Raw genomic sequence first — 20,352 nt, forward strand, 5'->3', positions numbered from 1 at the left:
GTAAACCACGGGCGACATCCCGGTGACATCGCCCGGCGGCGTACGGTCGGCACCCCGGCGGGCACCGACCGTACGACCCTCACAGCCGGTACGCCGCCTCAGCAGCAGCGCGCGGAGGGGTCCCGGCCCTCGGCCTCCCACGAGCACCGCCAGAACTCGGCCTCGGAGAGCATCGGCTCGTCGGGATGGGTGCGCCGCCGGTGCTCGACATAGCGGTCGTACTTGTCGAGTCCGGACAGGCCACGCACGATCGCCACCGCGCCCCGCCAGGCGCGCCGGACGACCGTGCCGTCCCCGGTCGGGCGGGTCGGCGTGGAACCGTCGCCCCGTGCCGGTTCCGTGCTGACGGCGAACCGGGCGCCGGTCACAGCTGGTTCTCCTCCTGGACGATCTCCTGGCGGCTGGTGTGGTGCATGCCCGGCAGCCGGTCATCGCCGGACGGGTCGAGACCGGCGACCTGCCACTCGGCCAGCACCTCCTTCTCCAGCGCGGTGGGCACGAACCCGGCCGGCGCGAAGATCCGCGACGGCACGCCCTCGGCCTCGGCGTCGGGCAGGCCGCCCCGTCGGACCGCCCGGACGGCGATCGCCACGCCGACCGCGAAGACGATCAGCACCAGCCCGGCGTACAGGATCGACAGGGTGCCCTGGACCGTGGTGTTGCGGATGACCATGTCGATCTCGTGCGGGGTCTTCGCGGTCTGGAAGGTCTGCGCACCCTTGGCCCGGGCGGCGCGGGCCGCCGCGTTCAGCGCCCAGTAGCCGATCTTCGGGTCGGCGGAGAAGATCTTCTGCCAGGACGCCCACATCGTGATGAAGAGGTCCCACAGCAGCGGCAGCGCGGGGATCCAGGCCCAGCGGAACAGCCCCTTCTTCATCACCACGGTGAACACCACGGTGAGCGCGATCGCCGCGAGCAGCTGGTTCGCGATGCCGAAGAGCGGGAAGAGCATGTTGATGCCGCCCAACGGGTCGGTGACGCCCATCACCACGATGGAACCCCAGCCGAGCACCACCAGGGCGGTGCAGAGCCACGCCCCCGGCCGCCAGGACGGATCGCGGAATCGTCGCCAGCCGGGGATGTTGGCCAGCGAGTCGGACAGCATGAAGCGGGCCACCCGGGTGCCGGCATCGACCGTGGTGAGGATGAACAGCGCCTCGAACATCACCGCGAAGTGGTACCAGAAGGCCTTCGCCGCGCCGACGATCGGGATCTGGCTGAGGATGTGCGCCATCCCGAGGGCGAGGGTCGGTGCGCCGCCGGTCCGGGAGATGATCGACTTCTCCCCGACCTCTGCTGCCGCCCGGGCGAACAGGTCCGGGGTGGCCGGGGCCAGCGGTGCGCCGGTGCCGGTGGTCAGCTGCAGGCCGTTGGTGTACGCCGCGGCGCTGGCCGGGCTGCCGCCGGTCAGGCCGAGCGGGGCGTTCATGCCGAAGTAGAGGTGTTGGTCGATCACCGCCGCAGTGATCAGCGCGGAGATCGCCACGAACGACTCGGTGAGCATGCCGCCGTAGCCGATGATCCGCGCCTGCGACTCCTTCTGGATCATCTTCGGGGTGGTGCCCGAGGAGATCAGCGAGTGGAAACCGGACAGTGCGCCGCAGGCGATGGTGATGAACAGGAACGGGAACAGGTTGCCGGCGAACGCCGGGCCGGTGCCGTCCAGGGCGAAGTGGGTGACCGCCGGCATCGACATCACCGGGCGGACGACCAGGATCGCCAGCGCCAGGAAGACGATCGTGCCGACCTTCATGAAGGTGGACAGGTAGTCGCGCGGGGCGAGCAACAGCCACACCGGCAGGATCGCGGCGAGGAAGCCGTAGATGGCGATGGCGTACGCCAACTGGACCGGGGTCAGGGTGAAGATCTGCGCCAGCACCGGGTGGGAGTTGACCAGCGACCCGCCGGCGATGGCCGCCACCAGCAGCACCACGCCGATCAGCGATGCCTCGCCGACCTTGCCGGGCCGCAGATAGCGCATGTAGAGGCCCATCAGGAAGGCGATCGGGATGGTCATCGCGATGGAGAAGACGCCCCACGGGGACGACGCCAAGGCGCCGATGATGACGATCGCGAGCACCGCGATCAGGATGATCATGATGGTGAGGACGCCGATGATCGCGAACCAACCGCCGACGGTGCCGAGTTCGTCGCGGGCCATCTGGCCGAGCGAGCGGCCGTTCCGCCGGATCGACAGGTGCAGCACCATGTAGTCCTGGACCGCGCCGGCGAGCACCACGCCGACGATGATCCAGATCGTGCCCGGCAGGTAGCCCATCTGGGCGGCAAGGACCGGCCCGACCAGCGGCCCGGCGCCGGCGATGGCGGCGAAGTGGTGGCCGAAGAGGACCGACCGGTTGGTCGGCTCGAAGTCGCGCCCGTTGGCGTACTCCTCGGCGGGGGTCGCCCGGGTGTCGTCCGGGCGGTGGATCTTGCGTTCGATCAGCGTGGAGTAGAAGCGCAGGAAGATCAGGTACGTGCAGACCGCGGCGAGCACGAACCACACCGCGCTCACGTGTTCGTCCCGCAGCGAGGCGATGAAGTACCAGGCGATCGCGCCGATGATGCCGAGGACGGTGAAGAGGATCTTCTGGCCGGTGGAGATGCCCGACGGTTCGATCACCGCGACCGGGGGCAGGGACGGGTCGGTCTTCAGTTTCTGACCCGCGTCGCGGGTGGGGGACATGACGGCTCCTGTCGTCGTCGGGACGCCGCGACAACGACGGTGCGGCGGCCCGGGAAGGGAAAAGGCAGAGCGGACGCTGGCACCCTCCCCGGAGGACGCAGGATCGCCGCATCGTACGGGCACCCGGGGTGACCGGGGCCGGGGGAGGACGTCGGGTGGTGGATCGCCGCGGTGGCACCATGTCGTGGTGCTCGATCGATACCGAGAAGTCCTTGGTCTGCCCGGTGCGTGGCGATTCTCCCTGGCGGGGGTGATGGCCCGCCTTCCGATCGGCATGACCGGCCTGGCGATGGTCATACTGATCTCGTCCGGATACGGATCATATGCCCTCGGCGGAGCAACGACCGCAGCGTACGTGCTCGCGGTGGCGATCGGGGCGCCCCAGCTGTCGCGGGCCGTGGACCGGCACGGGCAGTCCCGGGTGATGCTGCCCGCGGTCACCTTGTCCGGGCTGGCCGGCCTCGGCGTGGCGTACGCCGCCGCCCATCACGCGCCGGGGGCGGTGCTGGTCGTCCTGGCCCTGGTCGCCGGCGGGGCGCAGGGCTCGATGCCCACGCTGGTGCGGGCCCGGTGGACCCACGTGGCGCGCTCGGCGAGCCAACTGCACACCGCGTTCGCGATGGAAGCCGCGTTGGACGAGATCGCCTTCATGGTGGGGCCGGTGCTGGCCACCGGGTTGGCCAGCGCGGTCGCCCCCTGGCTGCCGCTGGTCCTTGCGTCGGGCGTCCAGATCGTCGGCGGCTGGGCCTTCCTCGCCCAGCGGGAGACCGAACCACCGCCCGCCGGCGCCCCGGTGCGGGGAGACGGGGCCGGGTCGTTGCTGCGGATCCGGGTGCTCTGGCTGGTCTTCGCGGCGTACCTGATGCTGGGGATCGTCTTCGGCGGGGTGGACGTGTCCACGGTGGCGTACGCCACGGAACTCGGCCGGCCCTCCGCGGCGGGACCGGCGCTGCTGGTGTTCTCCCTCGGTTCGTTCGTCGCCGGGTTCGTCTACGGTGCCCGTCGGTGGCGCGGCGCGCCGTGGCAGCACTTCGCGGCCGGGACCGTGCTGATCGGGCTGGGGGCCGGATCGTTCTTCTTCGCGACCTCGATCGAGGTGCTGGCCGGGTTGATGTTCCTCACCGGGCTGATGCTGTCGCCGACCTTCGTCGCCGGGCAGACGCTGGTGCAGCACCTGGTGCCGGCCGAACGGGTCACCGAGGGATTCGCCTGGGTCGCGACGTCGATCAATGCCGGGGTGTCGCTGGGGTCCAGTCTGGCCGGCCTCGGGCTGGACCGCGCCGGATCGACGGGCGGTTTCGCCGTGACGCTGGCCGGGGCCGTGCTCGCCGTACTGGTGGCGGTGACGGCGGCGCCGACCCTGCGGCGGCGGGTCGCACGATGAGGGTGCCGCATGACGCTGCTGTGCCGCACGATGAGGCTGTGCCGCATGACGGTGCTGTGCCGCATGATGAGGCGGTGCCGCACGATGAGGCTGCGGCGGCGGGCCGCACGATGATGCAGACCGCCGCCGCGTTGGGGGATCGGAAGCAAGCGTCGGTGTGACGCCTGCGGGGATCAGTCCTCGCCGTTGGCGGCGCGCTTCAGCGCGGCGCCGGGGGTGAGGCGGACGGCCCGCTTGGCGGCGATCTCCATGGTCTCGCCGGTGCGGGGGTTACGGCCGCTGCGGGCGGCGCGATCGACGACCTCGAGGGTCAGCAGGCCGGGGATCTGGACCTTCTGGCCGCCGCGGGCGGCGTCCTGGAGGACGTCGTCGAGGGCGGTGATGGCGCGGTTGGCGTCTTCCTTGGACAGTCCGGCGCGCTCGGCGACGGCCGCCACGAGTTCGGTGCGGTTCATGTGTCTCCTTCAGTGATGGTCCGAGACGTGGTCGCGGACGACCCCGGCACGGTTCGGCGCTGCGCATCGACACAACGCACATGTCGTAACAACGCAGGATGCTAGTGATCGTCGGCGGCCTCTGCAATGAAGAACCGCGCAGACACGCCGATCTGCAGGGTCTGAGGGGCTCTGGAGTCGCTTTTCGGGGTGCTGGGGCGGGGCCGCGGGCGTTCAGCGGGCCGGGCGGTCCGCCGCGGGGCGCACCGGGAGGGCGGCGACCAGGGCGCCGAGCGCGGAGACGCCGCCGGCCGTTGCGGTGGCCAGCAACGGGTCCACGGCGTACAGCGGGAGCAGCGCGGGCACCGCCGCCGAGCCGAGGAACTGGATCGCCATCGTCACCGAGGTCGCTCCGCCCGGATTCTCCGGCGTGCTGCGCAGCGCCATGGTGTTGGTGAGGATCCGACCTGCCGTGCCGGCGGCGCCGATCACCGCCAGCAGCGCCACCAGTGGCACCACCGCGGGAGTGAGCCCGACCAGCGCCATCGCGACCCCCAGCACGAGCAGCGCGACGATGCCGAACCGCCGCATCCCCCAACGGTCGGCGAGGCGGCCGGCGAAGCGGCCGCTGACCAGGCCGGCGACGCCGTAGAACGCCACCACCAGACCGCGGGCGGTCGGGGAGAGCCCGAACCGGTCGGTGGCGACCAGCGCCGCCAGCACGGTGATGCCGGTGGCGGTGACCTGGGCGGCGAAAGCGACCGCCGAGGACTGGGCGACCCGGGGGTTCGCCAGCGCCCGCCAGCTCGTGGGGGTGCTCCGGTCGCCGCCGGCCCGGCCGACCGGGGTGACGACGGCCAATAGCAGCGCCGCCAGGCCGGTGAACGCGAACGCCAGCCGGTAGTCGGTGTCGGCAGCCGCGCCGCCGACCAGCGGACTGAACGCCTGACCGGCGGCCTGCATGGAGGCGAACAGCCCCAGTGCGCCGCCGAGTCGCTGCCCGGCGACGAACTCGCTCAGCAGCAGCACCATCACCGGCGTGGTGAACGCATTGCCCATGCCCTGCACGGCCCGCCCGGCCATGAATGCGGGCACCTCCGCGGCGACGGGCAGCTGCTGGGCGAGGACGCACACCAGCGACCCCACCAGGTAGAGCCCGAAACCGCCGCGGATCGTACGTCCCCGTCCCCACCGTTGGGCGAGCGAACCGGAGACCAGCAGGGTGACGCAGAACGGCAGCATGTACCAGGTCACCGCCGAGGATGCCGCGGTCAGGTCGGTGTGCAGGGCCTGTGCCAGCTCGGGGAGCATCGTGTTCGTCACCGCACCACCGAACGGTCCGAGGAAGCCCCCGACGTACAACGGCCAGACGCGCGGACGCGCAGGGGTGCTCGGCGAGGACATGATGGTCAGGCTAGCGTCCGCCGGCCTGGTGGTTGAAGGATCATGCAGGTGGGTGGACCACGGCGGGAGCTACGGATCCGGCGGTGCGGACCGTCATTAGAGTTGGCGCCATGAACATCGCGATCCCGGTCACCGCCGACGGTCAGGTCGAGCCCCGGTGGGGACGTGCGCCGATGGTGGCGGTCGCCACCGTCGAGTCCGGTCAGGTCACCGACTGGGTGGTTCACCAGGTCGGCTGGGACGTCGCCCACGACCAGGGCACCGAAGGATCCCACCACGCCCGGATCGTACGGTTCCTTCGGGAGAACGCCGTGGAGGCCGTCGTCGTCGACCACATGGGACAGGGCATGTTGCACACCCTCGGCAAGATGGGGATCCCGGTGCTGCCGGCCCGTGCCGCCGATGCCCGTGAGGCCGTCGCGCTGATCGCGCCGCGCGACTGACCGGCGTCCCCGCAGCCCATCACCAGATCGGCTGCACCGCCATCCTCACAGTCAGCCCAGGTAGGCGGTCGCCTCGATCTCGACGAGGAACTGCGGGCGCCCCAGCGCGGCCACCCCGACCACGGTGTGGGTCGGCTTCACCTCCCCGGTGAACCACTGTGCCCGGGCCGCGCTGACCACCGGGGCGTCCGTCACATCCACCAGGTAGGTCGTGGTGGCGACGATGTCGTCCATCGTGCCGCCGGCCGCAGTGACCACCTCCGCCATGTTCCGCAGCGCCTGGTCGACCTGGGCGGCGATGTCGCCCTCGCCGACGATCGTCCCGTCGGTGGCGAAGGACACCATCCCGGCGATGTGCAGCATGTCGCCGGCCCGGACGCCGTAGGCGTACGTGTTGTTCACTGCGGGGGCCGCGGGGAGCGAGCTGGGCATGATCGCCTCGTGGCGAGGGTGTGCGGCCTCACGGCGAGGACTCTCAATCGCCTCACGGCGAGGACTCTCAGTCGCCTCACGGCGAGGGGTTGCGGTCACGGTTCCTCCGTCGTCGGGCGCCGGGGCGGCGCGGTCTGCGGCGTACGTCGCTGGTCACCGTACGGGCAAGCCGTCGGCGGTGTCGCCACCCGGTGCCGCCCGACGGGTCCCACGCCACGGGGGTCCCACGCCACGGGTCCCACGCCACGGATCCCGGACGGCCGATCACGGCCCGCGACCGTGGGGCGGTGCCCCCGGGCCGTAGGCTCGGGCCATGGCAACTGTCTTCACGCGCATCATCAACGGTGACCTGCCCGGCCGCTTCGTCTACCGCGACGACACGGTGGTCGCGTTCCTGTCCGCCGGGCCGGTCGCCTGGGGCCACACCCTGGTCGTGCCGGTGCAGGAGGTCGACCAGTGGATCGACGCCGACCCGGTGCTCTGGGCGCACCTCAACGAGGTGTCGCGGCTGGTCGGCCGGGCCATGGTCACCGTCACCGGGGCCGCCCGCGCCGGCCTGCTGATCGCCGGGTTCGAGGTGTCCCACCTGCACATCCACGTGTTCGGCGCCGACGACATGCGGGGCTACGACCTGCGGGCGATCGACGTGTCCGAGGCGGAGATGGACCGCGCCGCCGCCGCACTGCGCGCGGCGCTGCGGGACCTCGGCGCCGGGGAGCACGTCCCGGCGTGAGCCGCCGCCCACCGTCGGCGGCCACTCCGTCCCGCCACGCCCGGTCCCGAGGGACTCACGCGGTGACGTCCCTGGGCATCACCGCGGAGCCTTCGCGGTGGGCACGTACTGGACGAGAACGTTGCGGGAGCCGGGCAGCACCCGGGACGCGATCGGTGTCAGGGACGTGGGCGCGGTGAACGCGGGCACCCCCTCTCCGATGGAATCCGGACCGACGATCAGGTCGAGGCGGTCGACGAGCCCGTCGGCGAGCAGTCGATTCCACAGGAGATGGCTCGCGTAGACGATGATGTCGCCACCGTCGCCCGTCTTCTCGTCGCGCACCGCTTCGCTCAGGTGCGTGGCGGGAATGACGCGTGTGGTGGTCTTCCACGGGTTGTCGTCCGGGACCTCGTAGCGGTCGCTGACCACGATCTTCGGGATGTCGCGGTAGCGACGGCTGAACTCGCGGTTCGTCTCGCTGAGCGCGGGGTTCGACGGGTCGTCGGGGGCATCGGCGATCATGGGCCAGAACGAGCTGAACAGCTCGAAGGAGGCCCGCCCGAGCAGGACGGTGCCCGCACCACACATGAGCTCGAGGTTGTGCGCGTCGAAGGCGGCGTCGAGGTTGAGAACGAGGGGGTTGCCGCCGGGGCCGGCGAAGAATCCGTCGAGGGTGACGGCGTTGGCGACGATGAGTGATCGCATGATGGGTCCTTTCGTGTCGGCGGGATGCCTTCATTCGTTGAGAGACACGCCGCGCGGCGAACTCATCGGTCGAGAGGGAAAGATCTCAGCGGTCGGCCGCTGCGAGGAGCCGAGGATCGAGGAAGGACGCGATCCAGCGGATGCCGTCCCCCTCCACGGTGAACACCATCAGAGCGGCCGGCCGCCACTTCCCGTCGATCGACCGGTCGGCGAGCACCGCGGCGCACCCGTTGACCCGCAGGCGGCGTCGGACCCGCCACGGCGTGACCAGCGACCGGTGGGCGAAGAACGCGGTCACCGCGTCCACCCCGTCGAACCAGGCGGGCAGCGGAGGCATCGTGAACCGTACGTCCACCGTCAGCAGCTCCACGATCCCGGTCACGTCGCCGGCATCGAACGCGGCCACGAATCGGTCCACCGTGCGTCGTACGTCGGGATCATCGGGCGGCCGCTCCATCGGGGACGGTGCCCCGGTCCCGATCGTCACTCGGGCACGCTGCAGCGCGCTCGTCACCGAGGCGACGCTCGTTCCGAGCTGCTCGGCGGTCTCCACAGCCGAGAAGCCGAGGACATCGCGCAGGATCAGCACCGCCCGCTGGTTCGGCGGGAGGCGCTGCAGTGCGGCGAGGAACGCGAGCGAGATCGTCTCGCGATGCTCGACCAGCTCCGCGGGGTCGTCCGCGGGCTCGATCCACGGATCGAGCCAGGCCGTCTCGGTGTCCACCCCGCCGAGATCGCCGAGCGGATCACCGGCCGGATGAGCGTCCCACGACAGCATCCTCGGCGGTCTCTGTTCCGCCAGGCGCAGACTCGCCCTCGTGGCGATCGTGTACAGCCAGGTGCGCAGCGAACTGCGGCCCGCGAAACCGCCAAGCCCCTTCCACGCGGCCAGCATCGTCTCCTGCACGGCGTCGTCGGCATCGGGGACCGAGCCGAGGATGCGATAGCAGTGAGCTGCGAGCTCGCGGCGGTGCGGAGCGGTGAGATCGCGGAACGCGTCTTCGTCTCCGGCACGGGCCCGGTCCAACAGTGCGGATGTCTCGTCGGGATGCATTGCTTCCCAGCGTGCCACGCTTCCGGCCCTCTGGTGCGGTTCCGAGCCCCAAACCCTGTCCTGCGCCCGCTGTCACAGCCAGGTGCAACACTGAACCCATGTCCGCGCTCGACCGTTTCGCCCCCGCGACCCGTGCGTGGTTCGCGGGGGAGTTCGGCCGGCCGACCGCCGCCCAGGAGGGCGCCTGGGTGGCGATCAGTTCGGGACAGCATGCCCTGGTGATCGCCCCGACCGGCTCCGGCAAGACCCTGGCAGCGTTTCTCTGGGCGCTCGATCGGCTGATGGTGGGTGCGTCCGCCGCACCGGCGCAAGGACCTGCACCCGTCGAAGCCGATGACCCGGCTGGGGCCGATCACCCGGCTGGGGCCGATCACCCCACCGGGGATCCGTCGGCCGAGCCTGATCCCGACCGACGGCCGACCCGGATCCTCTACGTCTCCCCGCTCAAGGCACTCGGCGTCGATGTCGAACGTAACCTGCGCCGGCCCCTCGCCGGGATCGCCAGGGTCGCCGCCGAGCGTGGTGAGGCGGTCCGCGACGTACGAGTGGGCGTACGGTCCGGCGACACACTGCCTGCCGACCGCCGTCGGCTGGTGCGCGACCCGCCCGACATCCTGATCACCACCCCCGAGTCGCTCTACCTGATGCTGACCTCCTCGGCACGCGAGACCCTGACCGACGTCGCGACGGTGGTGATCGACGAGGTGCACGCCGTCGCCGGCACCAAGCGCGGCGCCCACCTGGCCCTCTCCCTGGAGCGGCTCGACGACCTGCTGGACACCCCGGCGCAACGGATCGGCCTGTCCGCCACCGTCGAGCCCGCCGCCGAAGTGGCCCGCTTCCTCGCCGGCGGGGCGCCGGTCGAGATCGTCCGACCGCCCTCCGACAAGGCCTGGGACCTCACCATCACGGTGCCGGTGCCGGACATGGCCGATCTCTCCCGGGACCGTACGGCCGACGACGACCCGGAGCGGATCCACTCCATCTGGCCCGACATCGAGGAGCGGCTGGTCGACCACGTCCTGGCCCACGCCTCCACCCTGGTCTTCGCCAATTCCCGGCGCTCCGCGGAGAAGATCACCACCCGGATGAACGAGCTGTACGCCGAGCGGCTGCGCGCCGCCGGCGACCTCGGCGACGACGAGGACCCACCGGTGCTCGCCCGATCGCACCATGGCTCGGTCGCCAAGGAGCAGCGGGCCCGGATCGAGGGCGACCTCAAAGCGGGCCGGTTGCGCTGCGTGGTGGCCACCAGTTCACTCGAGCTCGGCATCGACATGGGCGCGATCGACCTGGTCATCCAGGTGGCCGCGCCGTTCTCCGTCGCCTCCGCGCTGCAACGGGTCGGCCGCGCCGGACACCGGGTCGGCGAGGTGTCCCGCGGCATCATCTTCCCCACCCACCGCGCCGACCTCGTCCACGCCGCCGTCGTCGGGCGGCGGATGCTCACCGGCGCCATCGAACCGGTGCACGTCGTCACCGGCCCGCTCGACATCCTCGCCCAGCAGACCGTCGCCGCCTGCGCGCTCGGCCCGATCGAGGTCGAAGAGTGGTGGACCACGGTCCGTCGGGCCGCACCGTTCACCGATCTGCCGCGCAGCGCCTTCGAGGCGACCCTCGACCTGCTGTCCGGCCGCTACCCCTCCGACGAGTTCGCCGAGCTGCGCCCCCGACTGGTCTGGGACCGCGACCACGGCACGTTGACCGGCCGGCCCGGTTCGCAGCGGCTGGCGGTCACCAGCGGCGGCACCATCCCGGACCGCGGCCTCTACCCGGTCTACCTGCTGGCCGGCGACGAGACGCGTGGCCCGCGCCGGGTCGGCGAGCTCGACGAGGAGATGGTGTACGAGTCGCGGGTCGGCGACATCATCGCCCTGGGTGCCACCAGTTGGCGGATCGAGGAGATCACCCCGGACCGGGTCTCGGTGCTGCCGGCGCCGGGCATCCCGGGCCGGTTGCCGTTCTGGCACGGCGAGGACGACGGGCGGCCCGCCGTGCTGGGGGCGGCGATGGGGGCGTACGTCCGGGAGCTCGACGGTCGGGTGACGGCGGCAGGGGAGACCGCCGTCCGCGGGGAGCTGCGCGAGGCCGGCATGGACGCCTGGGCCGCGGACAACCTGCTCGACTACCTGCGTGATCAGCGCCGGGCCACCGGGGTGGTGCCGGCCGACGACCGGCTGGTGGTGGAGCGGTTCCGCGACGAACTGGGTGACTGGCGGGTGGTCTGCCACAGCCCGTACGGCAAGCCGGTCAACGCCCCCTGGGCGCTGGCGGTGGCCCGCCGGGTGCGGGAACGGTACGGGGTCGACCCGCAGGTGATGGCAGCTGACGACGGCATCGTGCTGCGGGTCGCGGCGACCGACGCCACCCCGCCCGACGAGTCGTTGTTCCGCTTCGACCCCGACGAGCTGGCGCGGGCGGTCACCGCCGAGACGGAGCACTCGGCGCTGTTCGCAGCCCGGTTCCGGGAGTGCGCCGCCCGGGCGCTGCTGCTGCCGCACCGCGACCCCGGCAAACGGTCCCCGTTGTGGCAGCAGCGGCACCGGTCGGCCCAGCTGCTGAGGGTCGCGGCCCGCTATCCGGCCTTCCCGATCGTCCTGGAGGCGTTGCGGGAGGTCCTCCTCGACGCGTACGACATGCCGGCGCTGCGCGCCCTCCACGAACGGCTCGAGCGCCGCGAGGTCGCCCTGGTGACGGTCGAGACGGCGAAGCCGTCGCCGTTCGCCGCGTCGCTGCTGCTGGGGTACGTCGGCCAGTTCCTCTACGACGGGGACGTGCCGCTGGCCGAGCGCCGGGCCGCCGCGCTCGGGCTGGACCAGAAACTGCTCGGTGAGCTGCTGGGCAGTGACGATCTGGCCGATCTGCTCGACCCGGCGGTGATCGACCGGGTGGCGGCCGAGCTCCAGCACACCGCCGCCGACCGGCAGCTGCGCGGTGTCGAGGGCGTGGCGGACCTGCTGCGGATGCTCGGCCCGCTCCCCATCGAGGAGATCGCCGGACGGATCGCAGTGCCGGCCGACGTCGCGGGCGAGGACGAGGTCGTCCCCGGTTCCGCGGGCGAGGCCGCCGTGTCGTACGCCACCGCGCTGGTGGACGCCGGCCGGGCGATCCGGGTGGACGTCGGCGGCCGGCCGCGGATCGCAGCGGTGGAGGACGCCGCCCGGCTGCGGGACGCGCTGGGCACCGTACTGCCGGCGGGGATCCCCGCCGCCCACCTGGTCGCGGTGGCCGACCCGGTCGGCGACCTGGTCGCGCGGTTCGCCCGCACCCATGGGCCGTTCCTCGTCCCGGAGGTGGCCGCCGCACTGGGGGTGGGGGCCGCCGTCGTGCAGCGTACGGTGCACCGGCTGGTCGAGGAGGGCCGGCTGGTGGCCGGCGAGTTCCGTCGCCGGCCGGCGACCCCTGAGGCGTACGCCTCCTCGCAGTACGTCGACGCCGAGGTGCTGCGGGTGGTCCGGCGGCGCTCGCTGGCGGCGCTGCGGTCGCAGGTCCGACCGGTCGCCGCGGACCGGTACGCCGCCTTCCTCCAGGTGTGGCAGCACGTCGGCGGCGCCGAGCGGCTCTCCGGGGTCGACGGCCTGCTCACGGTGGTCGATCAGCTCGCCGGGGTCCGGCTGCCCGCCTCCGCCTGGGAGTCGCTGGTGCTGCCGGCGCGGATCGACGACTGGAGCCCCGGTCTGCTCGACGGTCTGGTGGCGTCCGGCGAGGTGCTCTGGGCGGGCGACGGCGCGGTCGCCGGCGGGGACGGCTGGCTCACCCTGCACCTTGCAGAGGCCGGCGACCTCACCCTGCCGCAGGACCTGGCGGAACGTGCCGAGGCGCTCACCGACCCGTTGGCCCGGCGGATCCATGCGCTGCTGCAGGAGCGCGGCGGTGCCTTCCTGGTGGAGGAGATCCTGGCTGCCCTGGAGCGGCAGGACGCGGAGCGCGGCGCACCGGCGGCCCAGGACACTTCGGCTCCGGTCGGCGGTCGGGCACCGTTGACGGTCGCGGCGGTCGCCGAGGCGGTCACCACGCTGGCCTGGTCGGGGCTGGTCACCTCCGATACGTACGCCTCGGTGCGGGCGATGCTGCGGGCCGGGCAGGGCACCCATCGGGCTCCGTCCGCCCCGGTCCGCGGCCGGCCCGGGCGGCCCGGCCGGCTGCGCCCGCTCGCGGTGCGCTCCCTGCTGCCGGGGCGGTGGTCGGCGCTCGGCCCGCGCCCGCTGGACGACACGGTCCGGGCGACCGAAGTCGCCCAATTGCTGCTCGACCGGCACGGCGTGGTGACTCGGGGCGGGGTGGAGATGGAGGGCCTGCCCGGCGGGTTCGCCGCGCTCTACCGGGTGCTGACCGCGCTGGAGGAGAACGGCCGGTGCCGGCGCGGCTACTTCGTCGCCGACCTGGGACCGGCGCAGTTCGCCGAGGCCGGCACCGTCGATCTGTTGCGCCGCGCCGAGGCGCCGGGTGTGGTGCTGCTGGCGGCGACCGATCCGGCCAACCCGTACGGTGCGGCGCTGGCCTGGCCGGACGTCCCCGGCGACGCCGCCGGTGGGGCGCGGCCAGGGCGGCGGTCCGGGGCCCTGGTCGTCCTGGTCGCGGGAGCCCCGGTGCTCTACCTGGAGCGCGGCGGACGTACGGTGCTCGCTTTCGACGAGGACCGGCAGCGTCTGGCGCAGGCCGCCGCCGCCCTCGCCGCCGGGGTGCAGCGCGGCGCGGTCGACACGCTCTCGATCGAGACGGTGAACGGCGAGCCGGCGATCGCGGTGGCCGGTGCGCCCGCCACGGTGCGATCCGCCCTGGTCGAGGCCGGTGCCTACACGTCGCCGAAGGCGATCCGGCTGCGCCGGACCTGACGGCGAGCCGCCGGTCGTCCGAGGAATGTCAGAGGCCGCGGCCATCATGGAGTCATGGGGGACCTGACTGACAACCTCACCACCCTGCTGCGTCTGCTGGAGTCGCGGACGCGGTGGTCGTCGACCGATCTCGCGGCGGCGCTCGGTGTCACCGCACCGACGATCCGCCGCTACGTCGCGCGGCTGCGCGATCTCGGCCTGGGGATCGCCCACGAGACCGGCCCGAACGGCGGCTACCGGCTCGCCGCCGGCCGGGTGATGCCGCCGCTCTTCCTCGACGACGAGGAGGCGGCCGCCACGGCGCTCGCGCTGCGCCGCTCGCTGCTGGCCCCGACACCGCTGACCGAGGACGGCACGCTGCGGGCCCTCGCCACGGTCGAACAGGTGCTGCCGGCCAGGGTCCGCGCCGCGGTGGACGCCCACGAGACCGAGCAGACCGTGCTGGGGGAGCAGCTGACCGGGACGCTGGCCGTGATCACCGCCGCGCTGCGGGACAGCCACCTGCTGCGGTTCGCCGTCTCGACCGATCCCGCGCCCGGGCCGGTGCACCGGGTCGAGCCGATGGTCGTCAGGGCCCGGATGGGCCAGTGGTTCCTGATCGGCCATGACCGGCAGCTGCGCCGGATCGCCACCTGGCCGGTGGAGAAGATCGTCGATCCGCAGGTCACCGACGTGCCGTTCGACGCCGAGCGACACCGTCGGCCCCGCCGGGCCCGGGAGATGGTCCCCGACGACCTGCCCGCCCCCGTCGTCGCTGTCGTCGAGGTGCAGGCGTCGCCGGCGCGGGTGCGGGCGGGGCTGCCCGACGGGGTCGGTTTCATCGAGCCGCTCGACGACGGCCGGTCCCGGGTGGTGATCAGCGGCACCAGCACCACCCGGATCGCCCGCCAACTGCTGCTGCTCCCGGAGGTGTTCACCGTGGTCGAGCCGGAGGAGCTGCGCGTCGAGCTGCGGGCGATCGCCGAGGTACTGGCCGGGGTCTGACGCTCACCGCCCGGGCGTCACTCCTCGGTCGACGGGGTAATCCGGGTGAAGTCGGTGTCCAGATCGCCGATCGGCCCGGTCAGCGGGGCCTCGTCGCACGGAGTGGCGTTGGCGTACGCGGCGTCGAAGAAGCCCACCTCGGCCCGTACGGCCCGACGGAACAGCGACCGGCAGCTCACCGCAGCCTGCTCGCTGCTCGGCTCCGCGTCGTCCAGTTGCTGGCGCAGGAAGCGCACCCAGTCGCGGAACTCGTGGCCCCTGTGCAGGTCGATCCACTCGCTGTGTTCGCGCCGGGTGGTCCGCACCGTACGCCCCGGGGCCTCGGCCCAGTCGAGGTAGACCCACTCCAGCACCAGCAGCACCGACAGCACGTGCGGCCAGGAGTGTGATCCGATCGCCTCGTACATCAGGTCCAGCATGTCGACCGTCGCGCAGCTCAGCGCCGGGTGCAGACGGTCCTCCAGACTGACGTCGAAGGCGTTCAGTGTCCGCTCGAAGTAGCCGTTCTCCTCGGTGGTCAACATGCCCAGCTGACGGCCCAGCCGCAGCCGTGCGGTGGCGGTCGGCGCCGTCGCCACCGCTTCGCCGAGCAGGCGCAGGAACGGGTCGAAGAACTGGTAGTCCTGCACCAGATAGTCCAGCAGCACCGGGTCGGGCAGCGTCCCGGCGAACAGTTCCTCGACGAAGCGGTGCCCCGTCGCGGCATCCCAGTCCTCCGCGCACTCCTCACGCAGACGGCGGGTGAAGTCGGTGCTGGGCGCAGTCCTCATGCCTCCAACGTACCCGTGGCGGGCCCGCTCAGGCGGCGGCCGCCGCCTCCTCGACGAATCGGTGTCCTCCGCCGTCCTGCGGTGCCGGGACGAAGGTCGCCCGGCCGGCGAGCAGCGTCGTGGTCCACAGCAGGCACACCATCGTCAGCGCGTAGACCGAGGACAGCGCGGGGTTCGTGCCGCGGGCGAGGATCACCAGGCCGACGCCCAGTTCGATCACCAGCAGGGCGGCCGCGACGACGGCGGTCGCCCGCAGCCGCGGCGTCCGCACCCCGGTGACCACCGCCACGACGACGAACGCGATGGCGACGACCGCCAGCACCATCCGGGCCCCCTGCAGCCAGACCGGGCCGTCGATCGGGACGACTCTCCACACCGGGCAGCTCACGCAGCGGGTCAGCGAGCCCTTGCCGGCCGCGAAGACCCCCGTCACGTGCACCAGCCACAGGGTGCCGACGGCCGCCCAGGCGGACGTCCCGGTCACTGTGCGGTAGGTCGTACGCGGCGTCCGGGCCAGCGCGACCGCCGCCGTGGTCATCGCGATCATCGCGATCAGCGAGGCGCCCAGGTCGGTGGCGCCCTGTGCGGTGGTCAGCCCCACCCGGATCGCCAGCATGCCGAAGACTCCCGCGGCGATCGCGCCGGCCAGAGCCACCCACGGCAGCACCGCGACGGTGAGGTCGCGACGCCGGCGCAGCCCGACCAGGGCGGCGGCCAACAGGGCCGGTCCGGTGCTGACGGCGACCACCCGATGGACGAACTCGATGATCGGGTTCAGGGCCACCCGCGGCATCAGCTGACCCACGTAGCAGCCGGGCCAGTTCGGGCAGGCCGCGCTGGAGTCGGTCGCGCAGACCAGCGAGCCCAACGCCACGGCGGCGAAGGTGAGGACGGCCGCCACGCGATAGAGCGTGACGGTGGCGGTCGCGGGGGTGGGGCTGTCGTTCACTGAGGTCTCCGCAGGACGAGGTGCTCGGTCACACACGGCCGTACGCGTCGGTGGGATCCACGCTCCCTCGGTGCTCCCAGGGACCGGCAGTTCCTACGACACACGTACTACGTCGTGTCGTCGCACATCCTACGGGGAGGCGAGGTGTCAGCGGTGGTCGGACTCCCAGTCCAGCAGGGACGCCTTGATCGCCGCTCCGTACCGGTAGTCGCCCAACCCGGCGGCCGAGCGGACCACCCGGTGGCACGGCACCACCCAGGCCAGCCGGTTGAGCAGGCAGGCCCGGGTCGCGCCGCGGACCGACCGGGGGCGCCCGGCCCGTTCCGCGAGCTCGCGGTAGGTCATCCGCTCGCCGGCGGCGCTGGCGCGTAAGGAGGACCAACAACTCTGCCGGAACGGGGTGCCAGGCTGGTTGACCCGCAGCGAGGCGAAGGCGGTGAGATCGCCGTCGAGGACGTCGCCCACCGCGCGTCGGACGGCGCTGTCGCCGTCGTTGGGCCGGATCCGCAGGCGTCGGGCGCTGCGGGGGAGCACCGGTGCGACGTCGCCGAACTCGCCGAAGCCGCAGGCCCGCAGCACCTCGTCATCCGGGGTCCAGAAGGCCGTGAACGCCCCGAACGGGGTGGCCAGGGTGGTCGCCTCCAGGCTCCTGGTGGTGGACATGTCGGGCCTCCTGGTGGCGGGGTGGTGCTGGCGATCCCATTCTGCTGACTCGATGACCGCAGGTCGAGACGGGTGCGGGGTGGATGTCATGGGCTGCGCAACGCCCGGCGTCCGGGGATGGCCACCCGGATCACGATGCTCGCCGCAATGACCAGCGCGATGCCGGCCCATTCGGTCCCGACCAGTCGCTGGCCCAGCACCACCAGCCCGGCCATCGCGGCGACGGCAGGCTCCAACGACATCAGGACGCCGAAGACGTTCGGTGCGATCCAGCGCAGGGCGATGTTCTCCAACGAGTACGGGACCACCGAGGAGAGCAGCGCGACACCCAGGCCTCGGCCCAGCACCTGCCCGCCGAGCAGTCGGCCGCCGGCATCGACCAGCCCCCAGGGGGTCACCAGCACCGCGGCGATCAGCATCGCCCAGGCCACCCCGTCGATCCCCTCGAAGTGCCGGGCCGTGTGCCCCGACGCGAGGATGTACATCGCCCAGCCGGCCCCCGCCAGCAACGCCAGGCCGATGCCGACCAGGTCCAGCTGCGTCCACGGGGTCCACAGTGCTCCGGAGATCAGCAGCACCCCGGCCAGCGCCAGCGCCACCGCGAGCAGGTCGCGTACGCTCCGCGAGGTCGCCGCGGCCAGGGTCAGCGGGCCGAGGAACTCCAGCGTCACCGCGACTCCCATCGGCAGTCGGGCGACCGCACCGTAGAAGGCCGAGTTCATGGCGGCCAGACTCAGCCCGAACCAGAGGACCACCCACCAGTCGCGGGCCCGGTGGCCGCGCCAGGAGGGACGTACGGCGACCGCCAGGATCACCGCTGCCAGGGTGAGTCGGAGCAGCACCGACCCCATCACGCCGGCCAGCGGGATCAGCGTCACGGCCAGAGCACCGCCGAACTGCACCGAGAGGATCGAGCCGAGCACGAGGGTCGGGGCCCACGCCGGTGTCGGGCGGGCTCGGCGATCCATGCCCGCCATCCTGCCACCGGCCGTACGTGACCGGACGCGCGGTGCGGCGGTCCGGGCCCGCCGGCGCAGGGTGTATGGGCGCCGGCCGGCCTGAGCCCATGGAGCCGGTGGACCTGAGCCCATGGATCCGGCGGACCTGAGCCCATGGAGCCGGCGGACCTGAGCCCATGGAGCCGACGTACCCGAACCCATAGAATGGAGCACCGGGTGGCATCCTGGCCGGCCGGCGTCGTCGGCCCGCCGCCCGTGGCCCCGGCGGCCTCCTCGGAGTGGGGGTGCGCAGGGATGGACACGGCGGTCATCTACCTGGCGATCACCTTCGCACTGGGTTTCGGGGCGACGGCCGTGCGGCTGCCCCCACTGGTCGGCTTCCTCGCCGCCGGGTTCGTGCTCCGTGCGCTGGGGGTCGGTGTGCTGCCTGCGCTGCCGGTGCTCTCCGACCTGGGCGTGATGATGCTGATGTTCACCATCGGCCTCAAGCTCGACGTACGCACCCTGCTGCGGAAGGTGGCCTGGGGGACCGCGCTGCCGCACATGGTCTTCAGCACTCTGATCGGGGCGGGGTTCCTCGGACTGCTGGCCCTGATCGGGGCGCCGATGCTGCGCGGGGCCGACGCCCGGCCGCTGTTGCTGCTCGGCTTCTCCCTGTCGTTCTCCAGCACGGTGTTCGCGGCCAAGCTGCTCGAGGAGCGCTCCGAGGACGGCTCCCTGTACGGGCGTACGGCGCTCGCGATCCTGGTGTTGCAGGACATCGTGGCGGTCGGCTTCCTGGCGGCCCGGGAGGGGTGGCAGCCCGACCCGCGGATCCTCGTGCTGGTGCTGTTGTGGCCGGCGACCCTGCTGCTGCGCCGGCTGTGGGACCGGGTGGGCCACGACGAGCTCCAGGTGCTCTTCGGCATCGCCGTCGCGCTGGTGCCGGGAGCTTGGCTGTTCGCATGGGCCGGTGTCAGCGGTGACCTCGGTGCGCTGGTGATCGGCCTGCTGCTCGCCCCCTCGAAGCGGGCCACCGGGCTGGCCGCCGCCCTGTTCAGCATCAAGGAGGTGCTGCTGGTCGGCTTCTTCCTGACTATCGGCACCCTGCATCCGCTCACTCTGCCAGCGGTGCTGATGGGCCTGGCGCTGCTGGTGCTGCTCCCGGTCCAGGCATTGCTCTACGTCCTCCTGCAGCGGCTCTTCGGGCTGCGCAACCGCACCGCTGTGCTGTCGGGATTCATCCTCGGCACCTTCTCCGAGTTCGGGCTGATCGTCGCCTCGTACGTGGTCGGCCAGGGCGTGCTCGGCGAGGACTGGCTGACCGCTCTGTCGATCGCCGTCGCGGGCAGCTTCATCGTCGCCTCGATCGCGAACCGCCGCGGCACCCGGCTGATCGCCTGGCTCGCCGACGCGCTGCCGACCCGCGCCACGGTGCGGATCATTCCCGAGGACCGCCCGGTCGCCCTCGGCGACGTCCGGGCGATCGTGCTCGGCATGGGCCGGATCGGCGCATCGGCGTACGGCCATCTCTCCCGCGGGTACGGGCTGAGTGTGGTGGGGGTGGAGAACGACCTCGACCGGGCCGCCGACCTGCAGCGCCGGGGGATGAACGTCATCGTCGCCGATGCCACCGACGCGGAGTTCTGGCAACGCCTGCACCCCGGTCGGACCGTGGCGATCGTGGTGCTGGCGATGCCCGAGCACGGCTCGAACGTCTACGCGCTGCACCTGCTCGAGGGCAGCGGGTACGACGGCACCGTCGCCGTCGTCGCGCACAACGACGACGATGTCCGCGAGATCCGGGAGCTGGGGGTGGAGGCGGTGTTCCACCTGTACGACGGCGCGGGCGACAGCCTGGCCGACCGGGCCGCCGTCCAGGCCGGGGTCAAGCGGGCCGACGGGACGGACTGAGCCCCGTCGGGTGCAATCCCGTCGGGGCTATCCCTTCGGCCC

At 72.4% G+C, this 20,352-nt stretch carries 17 protein-coding genes; 6 read left to right on the forward strand and 11 right to left on the reverse strand.

Features of this window, described 5'->3' with window-relative positions:
- Positions 1–98: 98 nt before the first annotated feature.
- Complete coding sequence (locus R0146_RS06800; RefSeq protein WP_317692105.1) at positions 99–368, reverse strand: YbdD/YjiX family protein; 270 nt, start codon at positions 366–368, stop codon at positions 99–101.
- On the reverse strand, positions 365–2,686 hold the full coding sequence (locus R0146_RS06805; protein ID WP_317692106.1) for a carbon starvation CstA family protein: 2,322 nt from the start codon (positions 2,684–2,686) through the stop codon (positions 365–367). The genes R0146_RS06800 and R0146_RS06805 overlap by 4 nt, the downstream gene beginning before the upstream one ends.
- Between R0146_RS06805 and R0146_RS06810 the strand changes: the two genes are divergently transcribed.
- Positions 2,685–4,070: an MFS transporter gene (locus tag R0146_RS06810; protein WP_317692107.1), complete on the forward strand. Its 1,386-nt coding sequence runs from the start codon at positions 2,685–2,687 to the stop codon at positions 4,068–4,070. The two genes, R0146_RS06805 and R0146_RS06810, sit on opposite strands and share 2 nt — an antisense overlap.
- A gap of 173 nt (positions 4,071–4,243) precedes the next feature.
- Here R0146_RS06810 and R0146_RS06815 read toward each other — a convergent pair whose 3' ends face one another.
- Positions 4,244–4,525, reverse strand: a complete 282-nt coding sequence (locus tag R0146_RS06815; RefSeq protein ID WP_317692108.1) for an HU family DNA-binding protein — start codon at positions 4,523–4,525, stop codon at positions 4,244–4,246.
- Positions 4,526–4,738: 213 nt separating this feature from the next.
- Positions 4,739–5,908: an MFS transporter gene (locus R0146_RS06820; protein ID WP_317692109.1), complete on the reverse strand. Its 1,170-nt coding sequence runs from the start codon at positions 5,906–5,908 to the stop codon at positions 4,739–4,741.
- A gap of 110 nt (positions 5,909–6,018) precedes the next feature.
- Here R0146_RS06820 and R0146_RS06825 point away from each other — a divergent pair, with 110 nt between their 5' ends.
- Positions 6,019–6,351, forward strand: a complete 333-nt coding sequence (locus tag R0146_RS06825; protein WP_317692110.1) for a NifB/NifX family molybdenum-iron cluster-binding protein — start codon at positions 6,019–6,021, stop codon at positions 6,349–6,351.
- A 51-nt stretch (positions 6,352–6,402) separates the two neighbouring features.
- Here R0146_RS06825 and R0146_RS06830 read toward each other — a convergent pair whose 3' ends face one another.
- Positions 6,403–6,783 (reverse strand): RidA family protein, encoded by a 381-nt coding sequence (locus R0146_RS06830; protein ID WP_317692111.1) that lies wholly within the window; start codon positions 6,781–6,783, stop codon positions 6,403–6,405.
- 313 nt (positions 6,784–7,096) lie between these two features.
- On the opposite strand from R0146_RS06830, the gene R0146_RS06835 reads away from it, so the two are divergent.
- A complete protein-coding gene (locus tag R0146_RS06835; RefSeq protein WP_317692112.1) occupies positions 7,097–7,516 on the forward strand; it encodes an HIT family protein in 420 nt (139 codons plus the stop codon).
- 78 nt (positions 7,517–7,594) lie between these two features.
- On the opposite strand, the gene R0146_RS06840 is transcribed toward R0146_RS06835, so the two are convergent.
- Both R0146_RS06840 and R0146_RS06845 read right to left on the reverse strand, forming a co-directional pair.
- Positions 7,595–8,203, reverse strand: coding sequence for a dihydrofolate reductase family protein (locus R0146_RS06840; protein ID WP_317692113.1), 609 nt, complete (start codon positions 8,201–8,203; stop codon positions 7,595–7,597).
- Positions 8,204–8,288: 85 nt separating this feature from the next.
- The gene (locus R0146_RS06845) at positions 8,289–9,275 is read right to left on the reverse strand and encodes an RNA polymerase subunit sigma-70 (RefSeq protein WP_317692114.1); all 987 of its coding nucleotides are present in this window, start codon (positions 9,273–9,275) and stop codon (positions 8,289–8,291) included.
- 80 nt (positions 9,276–9,355) lie between these two features.
- Here R0146_RS06845 and R0146_RS06850 point away from each other — a divergent pair, with 80 nt between their 5' ends.
- Together R0146_RS06850 and R0146_RS06855 are read left to right on the forward strand one after the other, a co-directional pair.
- A complete protein-coding gene (locus R0146_RS06850; RefSeq protein WP_317692115.1) occupies positions 9,356–14,092 on the forward strand; it encodes an ATP-dependent helicase in 4,737 nt (1,578 codons plus the stop codon).
- Positions 14,093–14,146: 54 nt separating this feature from the next.
- A complete protein-coding gene (locus tag R0146_RS06855) occupies positions 14,147–15,076 on the forward strand; it encodes a helix-turn-helix transcriptional regulator (protein ID WP_317692116.1) in 930 nt (309 codons plus the stop codon).
- 17 nt (positions 15,077–15,093) lie between these two features.
- On the opposite strand, the gene R0146_RS06860 is transcribed toward R0146_RS06855, so the two are convergent.
- The 4 genes from R0146_RS06860 to R0146_RS06875 form a co-directional block, all read right to left on the reverse strand.
- Complete coding sequence (locus R0146_RS06860; protein WP_317692117.1) at positions 15,094–15,846, reverse strand: TenA family protein; 753 nt, start codon at positions 15,844–15,846, stop codon at positions 15,094–15,096.
- A gap of 28 nt (positions 15,847–15,874) precedes the next feature.
- Positions 15,875–16,795, reverse strand: coding sequence for a COX15/CtaA family protein (locus tag R0146_RS06865; RefSeq protein WP_317692118.1), 921 nt, complete (start codon positions 16,793–16,795; stop codon positions 15,875–15,877).
- A 147-nt stretch (positions 16,796–16,942) separates the two neighbouring features.
- Positions 16,943–17,458, reverse strand: a complete 516-nt coding sequence (locus R0146_RS06870) for a methylated-DNA--[protein]-cysteine S-methyltransferase (RefSeq protein ID WP_317692119.1) — start codon at positions 17,456–17,458, stop codon at positions 16,943–16,945.
- A gap of 86 nt (positions 17,459–17,544) precedes the next feature.
- Positions 17,545–18,426, reverse strand: a complete 882-nt coding sequence (locus tag R0146_RS06875) for an EamA family transporter (protein WP_317692120.1) — start codon at positions 18,424–18,426, stop codon at positions 17,545–17,547.
- Positions 18,427–18,633: 207 nt separating this feature from the next.
- Between R0146_RS06875 and R0146_RS06880 the strand changes: the two genes are divergently transcribed.
- Complete coding sequence (locus tag R0146_RS06880) at positions 18,634–20,310, forward strand: cation:proton antiporter domain-containing protein (RefSeq protein WP_317692121.1); 1,677 nt, start codon at positions 18,634–18,636, stop codon at positions 20,308–20,310.
- Positions 20,311–20,352: the final 42 nt, after the last annotated feature.

This window comes from Raineyella sp. LH-20 (genome assembly GCF_033110965.1).
Taxonomy (GTDB): Bacteria; Actinomycetota; Actinomycetes; order Propionibacteriales; family Propionibacteriaceae; genus Raineyella.

Excerpts from the sequence above, each read along its gene's own strand:
- R0146_RS06820 (WP_317692109.1), bottom strand. The coding sequence starts at position 5,908 with ATGTCCTCGCCGAGCACCCCTGCGCGTCCGCGCGTCTGGCCGTTGTAC.
- R0146_RS06855 (WP_317692116.1), top strand. The coding sequence starts at position 14,147 with ATGGGGGACCTGACTGACAACCTCACCACCCTGCTGCGTCTGCTGGAG.
- R0146_RS06840 (WP_317692113.1), bottom strand. The coding sequence starts at position 8,203 with ATGCGATCACTCATCGTCGCCAACGCCGTCACCCTCGACGGATTCTTC.
- R0146_RS06825 (WP_317692110.1), top strand. The coding sequence starts at position 6,019 with ATGAACATCGCGATCCCGGTCACCGCCGACGGTCAGGTCGAGCCCCGG.
- R0146_RS06830 (WP_317692111.1), bottom strand. The coding sequence starts at position 6,783 with ATGCCCAGCTCGCTCCCCGCGGCCCCCGCAGTGAACAACACGTACGCC.
- R0146_RS06850 (WP_317692115.1), top strand. The coding sequence starts at position 9,356 with ATGTCCGCGCTCGACCGTTTCGCCCCCGCGACCCGTGCGTGGTTCGCG.
- R0146_RS06835 (WP_317692112.1), top strand. The coding sequence starts at position 7,097 with ATGGCAACTGTCTTCACGCGCATCATCAACGGTGACCTGCCCGGCCGC.
- R0146_RS06805 (WP_317692106.1), bottom strand. The coding sequence starts at position 2,686 with ATGTCCCCCACCCGCGACGCGGGTCAGAAACTGAAGACCGACCCGTCC.
- R0146_RS06860 (WP_317692117.1), bottom strand. The coding sequence starts at position 15,846 with ATGAGGACTGCGCCCAGCACCGACTTCACCCGCCGTCTGCGTGAGGAG.
- R0146_RS06810 (WP_317692107.1), top strand. The coding sequence starts at position 2,685 with ATGACGGCTCCTGTCGTCGTCGGGACGCCGCGACAACGACGGTGCGGC.
- R0146_RS06870 (WP_317692119.1), bottom strand. The coding sequence starts at position 17,458 with ATGTCCACCACCAGGAGCCTGGAGGCGACCACCCTGGCCACCCCGTTC.
- R0146_RS06875 (WP_317692120.1), bottom strand. The coding sequence starts at position 18,426 with ATGGATCGCCGAGCCCGCCCGACACCGGCGTGGGCCCCGACCCTCGTG.
- R0146_RS06815 (WP_317692108.1), bottom strand. The coding sequence starts at position 4,525 with ATGAACCGCACCGAACTCGTGGCGGCCGTCGCCGAGCGCGCCGGACTG.